Source organism: Candidatus Krumholzibacteriia bacterium (genome assembly GCA_035268685.1).
Classification (GTDB): domain Bacteria; phylum Krumholzibacteriota; class Krumholzibacteriia; order JAJRXK01; family JAJRXK01; genus JAJRXK01.
The window spans coordinates 1-17,851 of sequence record DATFKK010000127.1; the positions used below are offsets into that span (position 1 = coordinate 1).

Here is a 17,851-nt window from a genome sequence, read left to right on the forward strand (position 1 = left end):
GCCACCAGGCCTACGGGCACAAGGTCCTCACCGGACGGCGGGACCGCTTCGACACCATCCGGCAGTGGGATGGCCTGTCGGGCTTCCCCAAGCGTACCGAGAGCCCACACGACATGTTCGGCGTGGGACACGCGTCGACCGCGATCAGCGCCGCCCTGGGTTACGCCAAGGCCCGTGACCTGCGCAAGGAACGCCACGGAGTGGTCGCGATCGTCGGCGACGGGGCCATGACCGGCGGTATCGCCTTCGAGGGCCTGAACAACGTGGGGGACACGGGTACCGACATGCTCGTGATCCTGAACGACAACGAGATGTCGATCAGTCCGAACGTGGGGGCGATCAACCGCTACCTGACCGAGATCACGTCGGGTCGACTGTACAATCGTATCGAGGCACAGATCTGGGACCTGCTCGGCCGTATACCGGGAGGGGGCATGGCGCAGACCTTCGCGCACAAGGCCAAGGAGAGCCTGAAGACCTTCATGACTCCCGGCCACCTCTTCGAGGCCCTCGGCTTCCGGTACTTCGGTCCGATCGACGGCCACGACCTCGAACTGGTGTGCGAGACCCTCGAGGACGTCAAGCGGCTCAGCGGACCGGTCCTCCTGCACGTGGTCACCGAGAAGGGCAAAGGCTACTCCTTCGCCGAGAACGACAAGCTTCGCTACCACGGCGTCAGCAAGTTCGATCCGGCCAAGGGGGTCCTGAAGAAGAAGCCCGATCCCACCGCGGCGCCGAGCTACACGGGAGTGTTCGGTTCGCAGATCCTGGCCGCCGCCAGGGAAGACCGGCGCATCGTCGCGATCACGGCGGGCATGCCCGACGGCACGGGGCTGGTGCCCTTCCGCGAAGAGATCCCCGATCGCTTCTTCGACGTGGGCATCGCCGAGCAGCACGCGGTGACCTTCGCCGCCGGTCTCGCGTGTCGCGAGATGAAGCCGGTGGTGGCGATCTATTCGACCTTCCTGCAACGAGCCTACGACCAGGTGATCCACGACGTGGCGCTGCAGAAACTCAACGTGGTCTTCGCGCTCGACCGCGGAGGGGTGGTCGGGGCCGACGGACCGACGCACCACGGTGTGTTCGATCTCGCCTACCTGCGGTGCATCCCCGAGATGGTTGTCATGGCCCCGCGCAACGAGAACGAGTTGCAGCACATGATCGCCACGGCGCTCGACCACGACGACGGCCCGATCGCGTTCCGCTACCCGCGCGGCAATGGCACGGGCGTGGAGATGGACGCGGAACCGCAGGCCCTGCCCATCGGCCGGGGCGTCGTGCTCGAGGAGGGCGAGAACGTCCTGTTGCTAGGACTCGGCTCCGGCACCACCATGGCCGAGGAAGCAGCCGCGATCCTCCGCGAGCGGGGCATCCGACCGACGGTGGTCGACGCGCGCTTCCTGCGACCTCTCGACACCGAGCTGATCCTGCGCGAAGCCGCGCGTCACGAGCTGGTGTGTACGCTCGAGGAGGGCACCGAGATCGGTGGCTTCGGAAGCTCCGTCCTGGAGCTCTTCCACCGCGAGATGGTGCAGGTCCCGACGACCCACGTCTTCGGTCTGCCCGACCGCTTCCTCGACCACGGAACACCGGAAGAGGTGCTCGAGGACGCGGGGCTCAGCGCGGAACAGGTCGCGACGCAGGTCCTCGAGATCTGGAAGAACCGCGAACGAACGATCGATTTCCACGGCCGCCGTCTGGCCTGACCGAACCCGCACGTCGTCGAGCCGCCACGACGAGCGGCCACCGGGGAAGGACGACCGCCAGCGTGATCAAGCGGATCGGCATCATTGCCAACCTCGACAAGCTCCGCGTGGGAGAAGCGGTCTGCGAATGCCTCACCGCGTGCGAGCGCCGAGGGATCGAGGTCGTGACCGAGCAGGCGCTCGCCGATCACTTCGAGTTGAACGTGAGCACGAGTTCGCCGGAGGACCTGCCGACCCAGGTCGACCTGCTCATGAGCTTCGGTGGCGACGGCACCTTCCTGCGCGCGGCCCGGCTCGTTGGTGAGACCGCGACACCGCTCCTGGGGATCAACCTGGGCAGCCTCGGCTTCCTCGCCGAGGTCCGGCTCGAGGAGTTGCACACGGCGATCGAGGCGATCGACTCGGGCGAGTACATGCTCGAGAAACGTCGGCGCGTGGCGGCGGTGGTCCTGCGCGAGGACGAGATCGTGTTCGAGGCGGCCGCGCTGAACGACGTGGTCCTGAACATGGGGGGCACGCCGCGGGCGGTCGACTTCGAGGTGCTGGTCGACGACATCCGCGTGGGTCGCTACCTGGCCGACGGGATGATCGTGGCCACGCCCACCGGCAGCACGGCCTACAACCTCTCGGCCGGTGGCCCGATCGTGGAGCCGTCCATGGATGCCGTCGTCGTCAACCCGATCTGTCCGCACACCCTGGGCGTGCGCCCGTTGATCCTCGGTCCCGGGCGGGTGGTCGAACTGCGTCTGCGCGAGTGCGACGCCGCGATCCTCAGCGCCGACGGACAGATCACCGCGGAACTCCTGACGGGTGATCGCATCGTCTACCCGCGCACCGACGCGGGCTGCTACTTCCTCCGACTGCGCGATCGCAACGTGTTCCAGATCATCCAGGAGAAGCTGCGCTGGGGTGGTCTGCCGCGACACCGGGGCGATCGCGCCGGCGGGCGTGAAGCCGATCCGGAGAACTGAAGCGGTGCTCGTCGAACTCCGACTCCACGACCTGGCGGTGGCCGCCGACGTCCAGCTCGAGCTGGGCCAGGGGCTGAACGCGCTCACCGGGAGCACCGGTGCCGGCAAGTCACTGGTCGTCACGGGACTGCGATGGATCGCGGGCGAAGAGGTCGATCGCAACGCGCTGCGCGAGGGGGCCGACCGCGCGAGCGCCGAAGCGGTCTTCGACCTGCACGACCGTGAAGACCTGATCGCCGCGCTCGACGACGTGGGTGTCACGGTTCCGTCCGACGGATTCCTGCTGCTACGGCGGGAGGTCCGGCGGGGTGGGCGGGCACGGGCCTTCGTCAACGGCCAGGCGAGTTCGGCGGCCATCCTCCGCGCGGTCTGCGACTGCCTGGCCGAGATGCAGAGTCAGCACGAACAACTGTTGCTGCGGCGAGGCTCCGAACACGTCCGGGTGCTCGACGGACTCGGCGTCGGCACCGATGTGCGCGCCGCCTGGAAGCAGGCCCACGACGCGTGGCGCGCCGTGGAGCGTGACGTCGATCGATGGTCCGCGCGGCAGGAACAGCTCCGCGAGCAGCGCGAGCTGCTCGACCACCAGCTACGTGAACTGACCGATGCGGGCCTGACCGGGGGCGAGACCGAGGAACTGCGCGTGCGCGTGGCGCGCAACGAAGGTGGCGCCCAGTTGATCGAGAGCGCCGCGGCCGCGTTGGAGGCGTTGGAATCCGAGGACACCGGCGCGCAGCGTGCCCTCACGGAGGCCACGGCCCGGTTGCGTCACGTTCCGGACGAGCTCACCGATCTCGTCGAAGTCAAAGAACAACTGGAGGCGGCGATCGATCTGGCCGGCGACGCGCAACGCGCGCTGGAGCGCTTCGTCGACGCCCGTGACTTCGATCCCGAGGCCCTGGCCCGCGACCAGGCCCGCCTGGCCGAGCTGCAGACCCTGTCGCGCAAGTACGGCATGACCGAGGCCGAACTCGTGACCCTTCGCGACCGGCTGGCGGCCGAACTCGGCGACCTGTCCTCGTCGGGCGAACTGCCCGATGATCTGCGCCGCCGCAAGGAGTCGGCGATCGAAGCCCTGCGGGCGTCCGGCGAGGCCCTGGACCGCGACCGACGCCGCGTGGCCCGGCGGGTGGAACGAGAGGCACCGGCTCTGCTCGCCGAACTCGGAATGCCCGGCGCGGCGATCCGCTTCGAGCTGATCCCGCACGAGGATTCCACGGGCGAGGTCCGGGTCGGTGGACGCCGCATCCGTCCGAGTGCCGACGGTCCGAGCCGCGTGGAGCTCGTGGTGCGCACGAATCCCGGCGAGCGTCCGGGACCGATCGAGACCGTCGCCAGCGGTGGAGAGTTGTCCCGGATCGGTCTGGTGCTGCGAAGTCTGGCCGCAGGCCGACGTGCGGCGGCATTGCTGGTCCTCGACGAGATCGACGCCGGCCTCGGCGCCGACCTGGGACCGGCCCTGGCCCGGCGCCTGCGCGCTCTGTCGCAACACGGTCAACTGCTCGTGATCTCACACCTGCCCGCCGTGGCGGCGGCCGCCGACACCCACCTCGTCGCGGTCAAGTCGAGCGACGGTGCCCGCACGGCCAGCCGCGTGGTCACCGTCGGCGGAGAAACGCGCCTGCGCGAGCTGCAGCGCATGCTCGGCGGCGAGACCGATCGATCGCACGCCATGGCCCGCCAACTGCTCCAGCACCGGGGGGACCTGCCCGTCGTTCGCGAGGAGTCCTCGTCCCCATGACCGACACCCCACGGCGCTCGGAATTCCGGCGCCTCTCCCGCACCTACGACCTGATTCCGGTCGTGCGCGAGATCCTGCTGGATCTCGACACGCCGGTTTCGGCCTACCGCAAGCTCGCCACCGACGGCGCCGGTTTCCTGCTCGAGAGCGTGGAGGGAGGCGAGACCTGGGGGCGCTACTCGGTCCTGGGCGCACGTCCGGCCGGGCGCATGCGCTCCTTCGGCGCCGAGGTCGTGACCGAGTTCGACGGACGCCGCCGCGTGCATCGCACGCGCGATCCGCTGTCCGCGCTCGAGCACTGGCTCGACCGCTTCCAGCCCGCTCCGGTCGAGGGACTACCGCGGTTCTGGGGTGGCGCGGTGGGGCGGTTGGACTTCGAACTCGTGCGGCGCATGCAGGATCTGCCCGGTCTTCCGCCGCTCGAGGCGAGTGAGCGCCCGGAGCTCGACCTGCAGCTGGTGTTCGACGTCGTCGTCTTCGACAACCTCACGCACACGGTCAAGCTCGTGGCCTGCGCCCGGGTCGACGACCCGGGCGACGCCGACGCGGCACTGGCCGACGCGACCGCGCGGCTCGACGAGATGGAACGGGCTCTGTCCGGACCGGCACCCGAAGACGTCCGCGGGGGCGCGACGACGGGGGACTGGAAGAGTTCCACGGCGAAGCGACGCTTCGGGTCGGCGGTCGAACGGGCGGGGGAACACATCCGCGCCGGGGACATCTTCCAGGTCGTGCTCAGCCACGAACTGCGACGCCGCGTGGGGGCCCCGGCGCTCGACGTCTACCGCGCCCTGCGCAGCATCAATCCGAGCCCGTACATGTTCCACATCGACGACGGGACGACACAGGTCCTGGGCAGTTCGCCCGAGGTCCTCGTGCGCGTCGACGGGCGCCACGCAGCGGTACGACCGATCGCCGGGACCCGTCGACGCGGACGGACTCCCGCGGAGGACGAGGCCCGCATCGCCGATCTCGTGTCCGACCCCAAGGAGCGGGCCGAGCACGTCATGCTCGTCGACCTGGGTCGCAACGACCTCGGTCGGGTCTGCGAAGCCGGAACGGTGAGAACGACGGACCTGATGACGATCGAACGCTACTCGCACGTGTTGCACATGGTCAGTCACGTGGACGGGCGCCTCGACGAGAAGTGCACACCCTTCGATGCCCTGCGTGCCACCTTTCCCGCCGGAACCGTGAGCGGTGCGCCGAAGGTGCGCGCGCTGCAGATCATCGACGAACTCGAGGGACGTCGGCGCGGTGTCTACGCCGGCGCGGTCGGGTACTTCGGATTCGCCGGCGCGCTCGACACCTGCATCGCCATCCGCACGATGGAGATCGAACGTGGCGTCGCGCGGCTGGGTGTGGGCGCCGGCGTGGTGCTCGACAGCGATCCGGTGCGTGAGTGGGAGGAGACCATGGAGAAGGCGGGGGCGGCCCAGGCGGCGATCGAGTCCGCCCAGCGGGGGTTGCGGCCATGAGTGCTCCGCGGATCCTCGTGATCGACAACTACGACAGCTTCACCTTCAACCTGGTGCAGTACCTGGCCGAGCTCGGTGCGAAGACCCGGGTGGTGCTGAACGACGGAGTCGACGCCGAGCGCATCGCACGGATGCGGATCGACGGTCTCCTGGTGTCACCGGGACCCGGCCGTCCCGAGGACGCGGGCGTGAGCATGGACGCGATCCGAGCCCTGGACGGGCGCAAGCCGATCCTGGGCGTGTGCCTGGGGCATCAGAGCATCGCCGCGGTCTACGGCGGTTCGGTCGAGCGGGCACGCAACGTCCTGCACGGAAAGACCTCCGACGTCCTCCACGCCGCCCACGGGCTGTTCGAGGGCATGGCGAACCCCTTCGTGGCCACGCGCTACCACTCGTTGATCGTCCCGCGAGCAGGACTTCCCGACACCCTCCAGGTGACGGCGTGGACGCGCGACGACGAGATCATGGCCGTGCGCAGCCGGACCACACCGACCTGGGGAGTGCAATTCCACCCCGAGTCGATCCTGACCGAGGCCGGACACGATCTGTTGCGGAACTTCCTGCATCTCTGCGATCGCTGAGCTTCCGGCCTGGCCATCGGGGCCGCGCAGGCGCTAAGCTGCTCGATCCCCGCTCATCCGCCCCCCCGAGTGACCGTGGATCCACGCGACGTTCTCGAGACCACCCTGGCCCGCCGCGATCTCGCGCGCTGCGACGCGCGCGCGGTCCTCAACGCCGTCCTCGACGGTGACGTCGACTCGCACTGGCTGGCGGGTTGGTTGATCGCATTGCGGGCGAAGGGAGAATCGGTCGACGAACTGGCGGGCATGGCCGAGGCCATGCGCGATCACGTGGACCCGGTGCGCTCGGACTACGACGCGTTGGTGGACACCTGCGGAACGGGGGGCGACGGCGCCGACACGTTCAACGTGAGCACCGCGAGCGCGTTCGTGGCAGCGGGAGCGGGTGCGCGCGTCGCGAAGCACGGCAACCGCGCCGTGAGCAGCCGGAGCGGCAGTGCGGACGTACTCGAGGCGCTCGGCGGCGCGATCGACCTCGACACCGATGGTGTCGCGGCGTCCATCGACGAGATCGGGTTCGGTTTCCAGTTCGCCCCGCGTCACCACGCCGCCATGCTCCACGCCGTCCCGGCCCGGCGGGGTCTCGGCGTACGCACTGCATTCAACCTGCTCGGTCCTCTGACGAATCCGGCCGGAGCGGCCCACCAGCTCGTCGGCGTCTTCGCCCCGGAGCGTCTGCACACGGTGGCCGAGGTGCTGTCGGCGCTGGGGACCCGCAGGAGCCTCGTCGTTCACGGCCGCGACGGTCTCGACGAACTCACCGTGTGCGCGGTGAACGACGCCGTCCTCGTCGAGGACGGCCAGCTACAGTCCATGGAGATCGACCCGACCGCGTACGGTCTGGGTCTCCACACCGCCGAGGGACTTCGCGGGGGCAATGCGACCCGCAACGCCGAGATCGTGTCCGCGGTCCTCGGCGGAGAGAAGGGGCCGGCGCGCGACATCGTCGTGCTGAACGCGGGGGCGGCGCTGTGGACGGCAGCGATCGCCACCTCACTCGAGGAAGGGGTCGAGCGCGCGGCCGAGGCGATCGACGACGGCCGGGCACGGGACCTCCTGCACCGGTGGGTCGCGTTCACGCGGGCCCGTGCCGACGGGGGATCGCGATGAGCTCGCGTCTGCGCCCCATCCTCGAGTCCACGCGTCGGCGCGTCGACGCCCTGCGCGGCCGGGGGCCGGATCTGGGTGCGCGGGCGCGGGACCGCGACGCGCCCCGTGACTTCGCCGCCGCCCTGCGACGCCCGCAGCGAAGTGGCCCGGTCCGGGTGATCGGCGAACTGAAACGGCGCAGCCCCTCGGCCGGATCCATCCGCGAGGACCTCGACCCCGTCGACGCGGCGCGACGCCTCGAGAGCGCCGGTGCGGCGGCCTTGTCGGTCCTGACCGAGCCGGAGTTCTTCGGCGGCTCGCTGGAGTTCCTCGACGCGGTGCGGGACGCCGTCGAGCTCCCGCTCTTGCGCAAGGATTTCGTCCTCGACCCGATCCAGGTGGTCGAGGCACGCGCGCACGGGGCCGATGCCGTACTGCTCCTGGCCGTCGCGCTCGACGACGCCGGGATCGAGCGCTGTGCGGACGAGGCCCGCGCGTGGGGCATGGGGGTGCTGGCCGAGGCCCACGACGCGCCCGAGCTGGAACGTCTGCTGACCCTGGACCTGCCCGTGATCGGCGTCAACGCGCGGGACCTCGACACCTTCGACGTGGACCTGCAGCGCGGTCTGGAGCTTTGCCGCCGGATCCCCGAGGATCGTGTGGCCGTCGCCGAGAGCGGGGTGCGGACGCGCGACGACGCCGAGCACGTCCGGGCCACCGCGGTCGACGCGGTGTTGTGCGGGGAGGGCCTCATGCGCCCCGGAACGCCCGAGGACCGCTTCGCCGAACTGTTCGGAGGACCCGTCCCATGAGCTGTCGCGTGAAGTTCTGTGGCCTGACCCGGCCGGAGGACGCCCGCTTCGCATCGACGGACTGCGGTGCCGACTATCTCGGCTTCGTCTTCGCACCCGGAAGCCCGCGCCGCGTCGATCCCGAGGCTCTCGCCGTGTGGATCGAGGACGTCCGGGCGGACGCCGAGGTGGTCGGCGTGTTCCGGGACCAGTCGATCGACGAGGTCCTCGACGCGATCGACCGCTTCGACCTGGACTTCGTACAACTGCACGGCCACGAGTCGGGTCGTGAATGGAAGCGCCTTCCGGTGCGCATGCTCGAGGCACGCATCGTCGACGACGGACTCGCGCCCGCCCGCTTCGCCGGCGCCGCCTGGGCGCACCTCCTGGATTCCGGGGCCGGCAGTGGTCGGATCTTCGACTGGTCCGTGGCGATCGACATCGCCCGGGCGGAACGGGTGTTCCTGGCCGGAGGGCTCGATCCGGACAACGTGGCCGAGGCCGTCCGGAAGGTCCGCCCCTTCGCGGTGGACGTCGCCTCGGGAGTGGAGATCGAGCCCGGCGTGAAGGACCACGACCGGATGCGGCGATTCGTCGATGCGGTGCGCACCGCCACCCGGACCCCCCGTCAGGAGTCGGCATGAGCCCGTTCACCTACGATCCCGCTCTGGGACGCGACGGTCACTTCGGCGACTTCGGGGGGCGCTACGTCCCCGAGACCCTCGTCGGACCGCTCGAGGAACTCGGCGCCGCCTTCGACGACGCGGTGTCGGATCCGGCCTTCCGGGCCGAGCTCGATCCGCTGTTGCGGGACTACGTCGGCCGCGAGACGCCGCTCGCCCTGGCACCGCGGCTGAGCGAGCACTACGGGACCGCACCGATCTGGTTCAAGCGCGAGGACCTGGCCCACACGGGGGCGCACAAGATCAACAATGCCCTGGGACAGGTCCTGTTGGCCCGGCGCATGGGCAAGCGCAGGATCATTGCCGAGACGGGGGCGGGACAGCACGGCGTGGCCACCGCCACGGCGTGTGCGCGGCTCGGCCTGGAGTGCCGGGTCTACATGGGCGCGGTCGACATGCAGCGGCAGGCATTGAACGTCTACCGCATGCGTCTGATGGGAGCGGAGGTGGTCGGGGTCGAGTCGGGCAGCCGGACCCTCAAGGACGCGATCAACGAGGCCATGCGGGACTGGGTGGGAAGCGTCGTCGACACACACTACGTGATCGGAAGCGTGCTCGGACCGCATCCCTTCCCGCTGATGGTGCGCGAGTTCCAGAGTGTCATCGGTCGCGAGGCGCGCAGGCAGATCCTCGAACGCGCGGGCCGGCTGCCGTCCCATCTGGTCGCGTGTGTCGGTGGGGGCAGCAACGCCATGGGCCTGTTCCACGCCTTCCTCGGCGACGCCGAGGTACGCATGATCGGCGTCGAGGCCGGTGGCCTCGGATCGGGGGCGGGCGAGCACGCGGCGCGCTTCGACACCGGCCGGATCGGGGTCCTCCACGGAACGCGCAGTGTGCTGCTCCAGGATCCCGACGGGAACGTCCTGCCCACCCACAGTGTCAGCGCCGGCCTGGACTACCCGAGCATCGGTCCGGAGCACGCCTACTACCAGCAGGTCGGTCGGATCGTCTACGCCACGGTCCGCGACGAGCAGGCGATCGAGGGCTTCCACCGGGTCAGCCGGCTCGAGGGGATCGTCCCCGCTCTGGAGACCGCCCACGCCCTCGCCCACCTCGAGGATCTGATGCCGAAGTTGACTACATCGGACCTGGTGGTGGTGAACATGTCCGGACGCGGCGACAAGGACGTCGAGTCGGTGCGTGCCCGCGACGGGCAGGGTGCATGACCGGGGAGGTCGTGCGTTGCGCCCTGCCGGCGGTCGTGCCATATTCCCGTCGTGACGCCGCGCCGCTTCACGTCGTGCGCCCGTAGCTCAGCTGGATAGAGCGTCTGCCTCCGGAGCAGAAGGTCACAGGTTCGAATCCTGTCGGGCGTACCACTTTCCATCGGCCGCCCCCGCCGCGCGCGGCACACCACCCCGGGGAGCGGATCAAGGGCCGTGCTCAAGCTTCTGCTCAATCTGGCCATCCTGTTCCTCGCGGCGACCTTCGTCCGGCGCCTCGTGCGCGGATGGCTGGGCTCCAAGTCGGGTGCGTCGCGGACCCGGACCACCCGGCAGCAGCGCCGGGAGGGCGACATCGGCCAGGGGCAGAAGATCGAAGAGGCCGACTATGAGGATCTTCCGTGAACGCGGCCGCAAGCGCCTGTCGACGCGCGAGCGGTCCCGGTTCGGCCGGCACAGCACGGCCGGGGGCCAGGATCTGATCCGTTTCCGGCGGAATCAGGAGAGCCTGTGGCGCGAAGCCACCAGCATGGTGCTCTGGGTGGCCATCGCGATCATGCTGCTGAATCTCGCCGGGACCCTGCATCGCTTCGGAGAACGACATCTCGCGCAGCGGGGTCTGCCGATCCGGGTGGCGTTCCCGGCCCTCGCCGTGGGTGCTGCCGCCTTCTGCGTGTGGAGAGCGCGCGGCGGAGTGGTGGAGCTGGTCGACATCCGGCGCGAGCAGAAGGTCATCTCGGCCCGACTACGGGCCGCTCAGCGCGACGAGTCGGCTTCGGACGCCTAATCCGCGCCTCGTCAACACCTTACGGCTTCCAGATGGCACGGTCCTTGCCGCACGTCACGCGAGGATTCCTCTTCGCGGACCACGATGGAGCCCCACGGTGCCGACCGTCCCCGACCCACGATTCGCTCAGCTCCTGGAGGTCGGTCTCCAGCTCTCCCGCATGGCGCCGGGGGAGTTCGGTGACCTGGCCGTGGCGAGTCGCATCCTGTCGGGGATCGAGCGCTTCTTCCCGGGCACCGATCCTCGGCTCGGACTGGTCGACGGCAATCGCCTGCTCTGCTTCGCGCCGCGTTCACGAGCAGGGCGCGGAGCTTCGCTCGACCTCTCGACGGTCGACCTGTCCCCATTGCTCGTCGAATGGATGCGACTCCGGCGCGACGACCGGGCGGGCGGAGCCGAAATGGGCCTGCCGCTCGGCCTGCGCGAGACCATGAAGATGGAACCGCCGGGACTGCGGATCGCGCCCCTCGAGGGTGGGGGGTCGACCCTGGGCTTCCTGGGCATGCACGCACCGCGCCTCGATCCGGCCGAACGCCAGGCACTGGACGTCCTGGCACTCTACGCCGGGACGGTGGTCGAGAACGTCCGCCTGTACCGGCGGATCGAGCAGGAGGCCGAGACGGACGGCCTGACCGAGGTCTACAACTACCGCTACTTCATGCGCGCCCTGACCCACGAGATGGACCGGGTCCGGCGTCACGGGGGCGAGATCGCGGTCGTGATGGTCGACGTCGACAACCTGAAGGAATACAATGATCACTTCGGTCATCTGGGCGGCAGCGCAGCCCTCCGGGAGATCGCCGTGATCCTTCGTTCGAGTTCGAGGACGATCGACGTTGTCTCGAAGTACGGCGGGGACGAGTTCAGCGTGCTCCTGCCCGGGTGCGGTATCGACGGTGCACGCGTCTACTGCGACCGGGTGCGGCGACGAATCGCCGAGCACGCCTTCGAGGACGATCCCGAGCGGCGGCTGACCGTCAGCATGGGCCTGGCCGTGTTCCCGACCGAAGGGCGCGATCCGAGGGATCTCCTGCGGCGCGCCGATGCCCGCTTGTACGATGCCAAGAGCGCCGGCCGTGATCGGATCGGCGCGGCCCCCTGACCGCCCCGATCCTTCCGGAATCCCCGGAGGACGAACCCAGTCCCACGCCCACGGAGTCGCCTCCGCATGAGTCTGGTCGACAAGCTCCGGGATCGAAGCGCCACCTGTGGCGTCATTGGTCTCGGCTACGTTGGTCTTCCCCTGGTCATGGAGTTCGTCCGTGCCGGGTACCGGGTGATCGGCTACGACGTCGACGCCGCCAAGGTCGCGCGTCTGCGCGAGGGCGACAGCTACGTGGGCGACGTCCCGTCTTCGTCGCTGAAGGAGGCCGTCGAGTCGGGCGCCTTCCAGGTCACGACCGACCCGGCGCGGCTCGCCGAGGTCGACACCATCGACATCTGCGTCCCCACTCCACTGTCGAAGACCCGCGACCCGGACATGAGCTACATCGACACCGCGGTCGAAGCGATCGCCCGGGTGCTACGAGCGGGTCAACTCGTCGTGCTCGAGAGCACGACCTATCCGGGGACGACCGAAGAGGTGATCCTCCCGCGCCTTCGGGAGACCGGCCTCGAGGTGGGAAAGGACTTCTTCCTGGCCTTCTCGCCGGAACGCGTGGATCCGGGGAACCCGAAGTTCCAGACAGGCAACATCCCGAAGGTGGTCGGCGGGATCACGCCGGCCTGTGGAGACGTGGCGGCCGAGCTCTTCTCGCACTGCATCTCCGAGGTCGTGAAGGTCTCGAACGCGCGCGTGGCCGAGACGGTGAAGCTGCTCGAGAACACCTTCCGCAGTGTGAACATCGGCCTGGTCAACGAGATCGCCCAGATGTGCCACAAGATGGACATCGACGTCTGGGAGGTCATCGACGCCGCGGCCACCAAGCCCTTCGGCTTCATGCCCTTCTACCCCGGTCCCGGCCTTGGTGGTCACTGCATCCCGATCGATCCCTTCTACCTGAGCTGGAAGGCACGGGCGAGCGGCTTCGAGGCGCGCTTCATCGAGCTCGCCGGTTTCGTGAACCGGTCCATGCCCGAGTTCGTCACCGACCTCGTCGGCCAGGCCCTCAACGAGGTCGGCCGTGCCGTCCGGGGCAGCCGGGTGGTCGTGGTGGGCGTGGCCTACAAGTCGGACATCGACGACGTGCGCGAGTCCCCGGCCCTGGACGTGCTCCAGCTCCTGCACGAGCGAGGTGCCGATCTGTCGTGGATCGACGCCCACGTTCCGGCGCTGCGGGACTTCGATTTCGCGCGCAAGATCGACACGCTCGACGACGACTTCGACGCGGCGGTGATCACGGCGGTGCACCGCGACTTCGATCACACGGCACTGCTCGAGCGTTGTGCCCGAGTCGTCGATACCCGCAATGCCCTGCGGGGTGTGGACTCGGAGAAGATCGTGAGACTCTGATCGCGGTGTGCTCTCGCGCACCGACGACGCCCCCGACGAGGAGATCGGATTCGAATGGCGAAGATCCTGGTGACCGGAGGCGCCGGTTTCATCGGTTCCCACATCTCAGCGGCCCTGCGCGCGCAGGGCGACGACGTGGTCGTCCTCGACGACATGTCGACCGGCCACGAGCGGAATCTGGAGGCGATCGGCGACGGCGTCCGCTTCGTTCGCGGTTCCGTGACCGATCCGTCCGCGGTCGCCGACGCGATCGAGGGCTGTGACCACGTCTTCCACGAGGCGGCGCTGGCATCGGTGCCCCGCAGCATCGACGACCCGCAGGCCAACAACGCGGCCAACGTCACGGGGACCCTGAACGTCCTCGTCGCCGCGCGCGACGCAGGGGTGAAACGCCTCGTCTACGCGGCCAGCAGTGCCGCCTACGGAGACAGCGAGACCTTGCCCAAGGTCGAGACCATGGCCACCAATCCGAAGTCGCCCTACGCGATCGCGAAACTCGCAGGCGAGCACTACGTCTCGGTGTTCGCGTCGGTGTACGGCATGCAGACCCTCGCCATCCGGTACTTCAACGTCTTCGGTCCTCGCCAGGATCCGGACAGTCCCTACGCGGCCGTCATTCCGTTGTTCATCGACGCTCTACTCGACGGCCGACCCCCGACGATCCACGGCGACGGCGAGCAGTCGCGGGACTTCACCTACATCGACAACGTGGTCGAAGCGAATCTCAGGGCACTGACGGCCCCGAAGCTCTCGGGAGAGACCGTGAACGTGGCGTTGGGTGACCGCACGTCGCTCAACCAGCTCTACGGCTGGCTGCGTGAGATCATCGGTACCGATCTCGAACCGGTCCACGGAGCGCCACGCGCGGGCGACGTCAAGCACAGCCAGGCCGACATCGGGCGCGCGCAGGCGCTGCTCGGCTACGAGACGAAGGTCTCCGTGGCCGAGGGACTCGCGCGCACGGTGGAGTGGTATCGGGAGTTCCGCGAGGGCCGGGCCTAGGGCGTGCTGTCGGCATCGTCTGCCGTGGTCGTCGCTTCGGCGGTGACCTCGTCCCATCGCAGCCGTCGGCGGAACACGATCGTGACCGCCAGGCCCAGCAGGACCGCGAACCACAGGGTGGCCCCGCGGACCAGCGCGGTGGCACCGACGGCCCCGGCTTCGGTCACTCCGAGATTGCGCAACAGGGCCAACAGGCTCGCCTCGGTCCCTACGAGCCCCCCAGGCAGGAACGTCAGGTTGCCCAGGAGGGTGGCCGTCGCGTAGACCCACGTCGCGTCCACCAGTGCGATGGGTTCGCCGAGAGCGCGGCAGATCAGGCCGAGTCCCAGGCACTCGGCCCACCACGCCACGGTGCTGGCGACGAGGCTCGGACCGAAGATGCGTGGCCGCAGCAGATCCGCGTGTCCCTCGAGCAGTGCTCCGACCCGTTCCCGCCGACTCCGGAGACCCGGAACCGAGGCCAGCGCCCGCAGTGTCCACGCGCGCGGTCGCGGCTGTCCCAGCAGGGCGGCCACGACGACCATGGCACCCACCGCGACTCCGACCGCACCCGCGGCGGCCGCCGGGCCGAAGGGTTGAGCCGAGATCAGGGCCAGCACGGCGAGCGCGTCGGTGATGCGCTCCATCACGAGAGGTGGGAGCGATCGATGGGCCGCGACCCCGTGCAGTTTGCGCAGGAACACGAGCTTGTACAATTCGCCGAGCCGCGCGGGGGTGACCACCATGGCCAGGCACGCGTAGTACAGGCGGGCGTTGGCGGCGGTGGGCACGTGCACGCCCGCGCCCTCGAGCAACCACGTCCACTTCCAGAACCGGAGGGCGTAGTTGAGCAGCGTGAGGCCCAGGACGACCGGGAGCCACGGCAGAGCGAAGCGGTCCGCCGCGAGCGCGAGTTCGTCGCGGGCGAACACGGCCGACACGACCACGACCAGGGCGGCCAGCCCCGCCAGATAGGCGAAGAGATGGCGAGCGACGAAGCTGCGCCAACGTGCGTTGCGGCCGGTGGGCGGCGTGTCCATGCAGAAGACCGATCGCGGGCGGAGCTCGGCGCGGAGCGGGGTGCCCGCGCGGCTCTTGTCTTCTCGCCGATTCCGCCGTCGAAGTCAACGCGCGGCCCGGCCCTTCGAGGCGGTTGCATCCGGCGGCCCGATTCTGTCAAGCTCGTGCGGTACGAAGGGCGAGAGTGTTCTCCGAGAGAGAGGACGAAGATTGCCGCGCCCGACCGTCGCTGCGGATCCGATATGATCGTTTTGCATCCGGTATGGTCGCATCACGGATCGTCCGGATGGGATCCGACGAGGAAGAATCATCGTGTGTTTTCCACATCTTGATCGTGATCCCTTCAGATCGGTTGCAGGTGGGGAGGGCGATGTCCTACAATGGTCACGATCCGTGTTGGGCGGAGCGGCCCACGCCCGGGTACGATTCGGAGATCCAGCGGTCCCTGCCGAATCGATCGCTCCGCTGCCCCGGGGCCGACGACTCATCGTCGGCCCAGAGGCACGTGCATGGTTCGTTCACCGACCGCAACGTGCGCTGAGGTCGCCTGAACATGTCTCTTGATCCCGCGATGACGCACCGGGTGCGAAACGCACCTCTGTACGTCGGGCCCCGGCTCCGGGAGATCGCGCCGGGTCCCCAGTTGTACTCCGACGTCCCCCTGTGGAAGCGTCGCGTGAAGCGGGCCATCGACGTCCTGAGTGCCGTCGTGGCCCTGACCTGCTTCGCCGTGATCCTCCCGCTCATTGCGCTGATCATCCGTCTCGACTCGCGCGGTCCGATCTTCTACTCGCAGCAGCGGGTGGGGATCAACCGCCGTACCGGTGACCGTCGTCGGGACGCGAGCCGGACACCCGAGGTCGAGCGGCGCTCGGCGCGCCGCGCGCGCGATCGCCGCAAGGTCGTCGCGCAGGGTGAGCTGTTCACCATCTACAAGCTCCGCACCATGCGAGCCGACGCCGAGAGCGATGGAGCGCGGTGGGCCAGCAAGGCCGACGCGCGGATCACCCGGATCGGCTCGATCCTGCGGAAGACGCGCCTGGACGAGGTCCCGCAGTTCTGGAACGTGCTCCGTGGCGAGATGAGCCTCGTGGGCCCGCGGCCGGAACGTCCTCCGTTCATCGAGGTCCTGAGCAACGAGGTGCCCGGCTACGTCGACCGGCTTCGCTTCAAGCCGGGCATCACCGGTCTGTCGCAGGTCGAGCTCGGCTACGACACCGATGTCGAGAGCGTCCGTAACAAGGTCGAGACCGATGTCCGGTACATCACCGAGTTCGGTCTCCGGAGGGATCTGATGATCATCCTCCGGACCGTACGCGTCGTCGTCACCGGTCAAGGCGCGTACTAGCGAGCGTTCCGAAACGCTTCCACGGCAGATGAGGCCCGTGCCCGTTGGCACGGGCCTTCGTCGTGCTCGTGAGTGTCTGCGGGCACGCTTCTTGTTCTCCGAGTGGGGGATATCGCGCACCCGCTGGGGGAAGCTTCCATGCCCACCTGGGCCGTCACGTGGATCATCGCGGGGCTCCTGGCCTCGTGGTCGGCTTCGGTCGGGGAGATCGAACCGGCCGCCGCCGTGCTACGCGCTCTGGTCGTGGCCGGCATCACCCACGTCCTGGTGGCCGCAGTGCTGCGTTTCGCCCTCGCGGCGCAGCGCGACGTGGGCGGTTGGCGACACTGGGCCGACCCCTGGGCCAGCGCCCGGAGGGCGCGCCGCGGCGCGGTTGCGGAGGCACATGCCGCGTCGCTGGAGCGGGTCCGAGGAAACGTTCGCCTCATGGGGTTGGCCGAGCTCTGGGGGGCCGTCAGCGACGACGATCCCGAGGTGGGTCTGCTCGAGCGTGCCCAGCAATTCTGCCGACGGGAGACGGGCCACATCGAGATCGGACTGCTCACGCTGGACGCTCGCGCCCTGGAGCTCCGGGGCCACTGGATCCACCCCCTTGCCGACGGTGCACGTTGGCACCGGCTGCGTTGGGCCCTGGGCGGCCTGCAGGGTGGGATCGTTCGCGCGCTGCGGACGGAACGTCCGGTCGTGGTGCACGGGGAACCGGGTCCGCCGCTCCTGACGGTGAACGGGGAGCGGCCGCGCCTGTTGCACCGGGATCGGGGCTATGCCGTGTTCCCGCTGGTCTCGGCGGCGCCCCTGCGGGGGTGCGCGGACGCGGAGGCCCGCGGTCGCGGTGCCTGCGAGGCCTACCAGCCGCATGCGGCCGATCGGAATCCCGGCGGCTCCCGCGAGACCGGTGCCCTGGGCCATGGGCTCTGCGCCTCTTGTCGGCGCCTTCCGTTGCACGGTGTCCTCGTCGTCACACAGGAGGGGGGCCGGGGTGACCCGTCACCGGGTGACCTGGGACTTCTCGAGTCCCTGGCCACGACCATGGCCTCGGTCCTCGAGCACGCTGCGCTCT

17 protein-coding genes and 1 tRNA gene are annotated in these 17,851 nt (G+C 69.3%); 17 read left to right on the top strand and 1 reads right to left on the bottom strand.

Going from position 1 to position 17,851, the window contains the following annotated elements; translation table 11 throughout:
- The 15 genes from dxs to VKA86_12120 form a co-directional block, all read left to right on the top strand.
- The coding region (gene dxs / locus VKA86_12050) for a 1-deoxy-D-xylulose-5-phosphate synthase (protein HKK71945.1) at positions 1 to 1,706 on the top strand (1,706 nt) is incomplete at its 5' end.
- A 62-nt stretch (positions 1,707 to 1,768) separates the two neighbouring features.
- Positions 1,769 to 2,677, top strand: coding sequence for an NAD(+)/NADH kinase (locus tag VKA86_12055; protein HKK71946.1), 909 nt, complete (start codon positions 1,769 to 1,771; stop codon positions 2,675 to 2,677).
- A 4-nt stretch (positions 2,678 to 2,681) separates the two neighbouring features.
- Positions 2,682 to 4,418, top strand: coding sequence for a hypothetical protein (locus tag VKA86_12060; GenBank protein ID HKK71947.1), 1,737 nt, complete (start codon positions 2,682 to 2,684; stop codon positions 4,416 to 4,418).
- Positions 4,415 to 5,896 carry a chorismate-binding protein gene (locus VKA86_12065; GenBank protein HKK71948.1) on the top strand — a complete coding sequence of 494 codons (1,482 nt, stop codon included), beginning with the start codon at positions 4,415 to 4,417 and terminating at the stop codon, positions 5,894 to 5,896. Before VKA86_12060 ends, VKA86_12065 begins: the two co-directional genes overlap by 4 nt.
- Positions 5,893 to 6,477: an aminodeoxychorismate/anthranilate synthase component II gene (locus VKA86_12070; GenBank protein ID HKK71949.1), complete on the top strand. Its 585-nt coding sequence runs from the start codon at positions 5,893 to 5,895 to the stop codon at positions 6,475 to 6,477. Before VKA86_12065 ends, VKA86_12070 begins: the two co-directional genes overlap by 4 nt.
- 75 nt (positions 6,478 to 6,552) lie before the next feature.
- Complete coding sequence (gene trpD, locus VKA86_12075) at positions 6,553 to 7,587, top strand: anthranilate phosphoribosyltransferase (GenBank protein HKK71950.1); 1,035 nt, start codon at positions 6,553 to 6,555, stop codon at positions 7,585 to 7,587.
- Positions 7,584 to 8,378 carry an indole-3-glycerol phosphate synthase TrpC gene (locus VKA86_12080; protein ID HKK71951.1) on the top strand — a complete coding sequence of 265 codons (795 nt, stop codon included), beginning with the start codon at positions 7,584 to 7,586 and terminating at the stop codon, positions 8,376 to 8,378. The genes trpD and VKA86_12080 overlap by 4 nt, the downstream gene beginning before the upstream one ends.
- Complete coding sequence (locus VKA86_12085) at positions 8,375 to 9,001, top strand: phosphoribosylanthranilate isomerase (protein HKK71952.1); 627 nt, start codon at positions 8,375 to 8,377, stop codon at positions 8,999 to 9,001. Before VKA86_12080 ends, VKA86_12085 begins: the two co-directional genes overlap by 4 nt.
- Positions 8,998 to 10,206 (top strand): tryptophan synthase subunit beta, encoded by a 1,209-nt coding sequence (gene trpB / locus VKA86_12090; GenBank protein ID HKK71953.1) that lies wholly within the window; start codon positions 8,998 to 9,000, stop codon positions 10,204 to 10,206. The genes VKA86_12085 and trpB overlap by 4 nt, the downstream gene beginning before the upstream one ends.
- 76 nt (positions 10,207 to 10,282) lie before the next feature.
- A tRNA-Arg gene (locus VKA86_12095) sits at positions 10,283 to 10,359 on the top strand.
- Positions 10,360 to 10,419: 60 nt separating this feature from the next.
- The gene (locus VKA86_12100; protein ID HKK71954.1) at positions 10,420 to 10,608 is read left to right on the top strand and encodes a hypothetical protein; all 189 of its coding nucleotides are present in this window, start codon (positions 10,420 to 10,422) and stop codon (positions 10,606 to 10,608) included.
- Positions 10,592 to 10,990, top strand: coding sequence for a hypothetical protein (locus VKA86_12105; protein HKK71955.1), 399 nt, complete (start codon positions 10,592 to 10,594; stop codon positions 10,988 to 10,990). The genes VKA86_12100 and VKA86_12105 overlap by 17 nt, the downstream gene beginning before the upstream one ends.
- Before the next feature lie 97 nt (positions 10,991 to 11,087).
- Positions 11,088 to 12,092, top strand: a complete 1,005-nt coding sequence (locus VKA86_12110) for a GGDEF domain-containing protein (GenBank protein HKK71956.1) — start codon at positions 11,088 to 11,090, stop codon at positions 12,090 to 12,092.
- A 66-nt stretch (positions 12,093 to 12,158) separates the two neighbouring features.
- Complete coding sequence (locus tag VKA86_12115; GenBank protein ID HKK71957.1) at positions 12,159 to 13,442, top strand: nucleotide sugar dehydrogenase; 1,284 nt, start codon at positions 12,159 to 12,161, stop codon at positions 13,440 to 13,442.
- A gap of 54 nt (positions 13,443 to 13,496) precedes the next feature.
- Complete coding sequence (locus tag VKA86_12120; GenBank protein ID HKK71958.1) at positions 13,497 to 14,444, top strand: SDR family oxidoreductase; 948 nt, start codon at positions 13,497 to 13,499, stop codon at positions 14,442 to 14,444.
- Here the strand turns inward: VKA86_12120 and VKA86_12125 are convergent.
- Positions 14,441 to 15,463: a lysylphosphatidylglycerol synthase transmembrane domain-containing protein gene (locus VKA86_12125; GenBank protein HKK71959.1), complete on the bottom strand. Its 1,023-nt coding sequence runs from the start codon at positions 15,461 to 15,463 to the stop codon at positions 14,441 to 14,443. The two genes, VKA86_12120 and VKA86_12125, sit on opposite strands and share 4 nt — an antisense overlap.
- A 656-nt stretch (positions 15,464 to 16,119) precedes the next feature.
- Between VKA86_12125 and VKA86_12130 the strand changes: the two genes are divergently transcribed.
- Both VKA86_12130 and VKA86_12135 read left to right on the top strand, forming a co-directional pair.
- Positions 16,120 to 16,791 carry a sugar transferase gene (locus tag VKA86_12130; GenBank protein ID HKK71960.1) on the top strand — a complete coding sequence of 224 codons (672 nt, stop codon included), beginning with the start codon at positions 16,120 to 16,122 and terminating at the stop codon, positions 16,789 to 16,791.
- Between the two features lie 138 nt (positions 16,792 to 16,929).
- Positions 16,930 to 17,851: hypothetical protein (locus VKA86_12135; protein ID HKK71961.1), on the top strand; the 922-nt coding region annotated here is incomplete at its 3' end.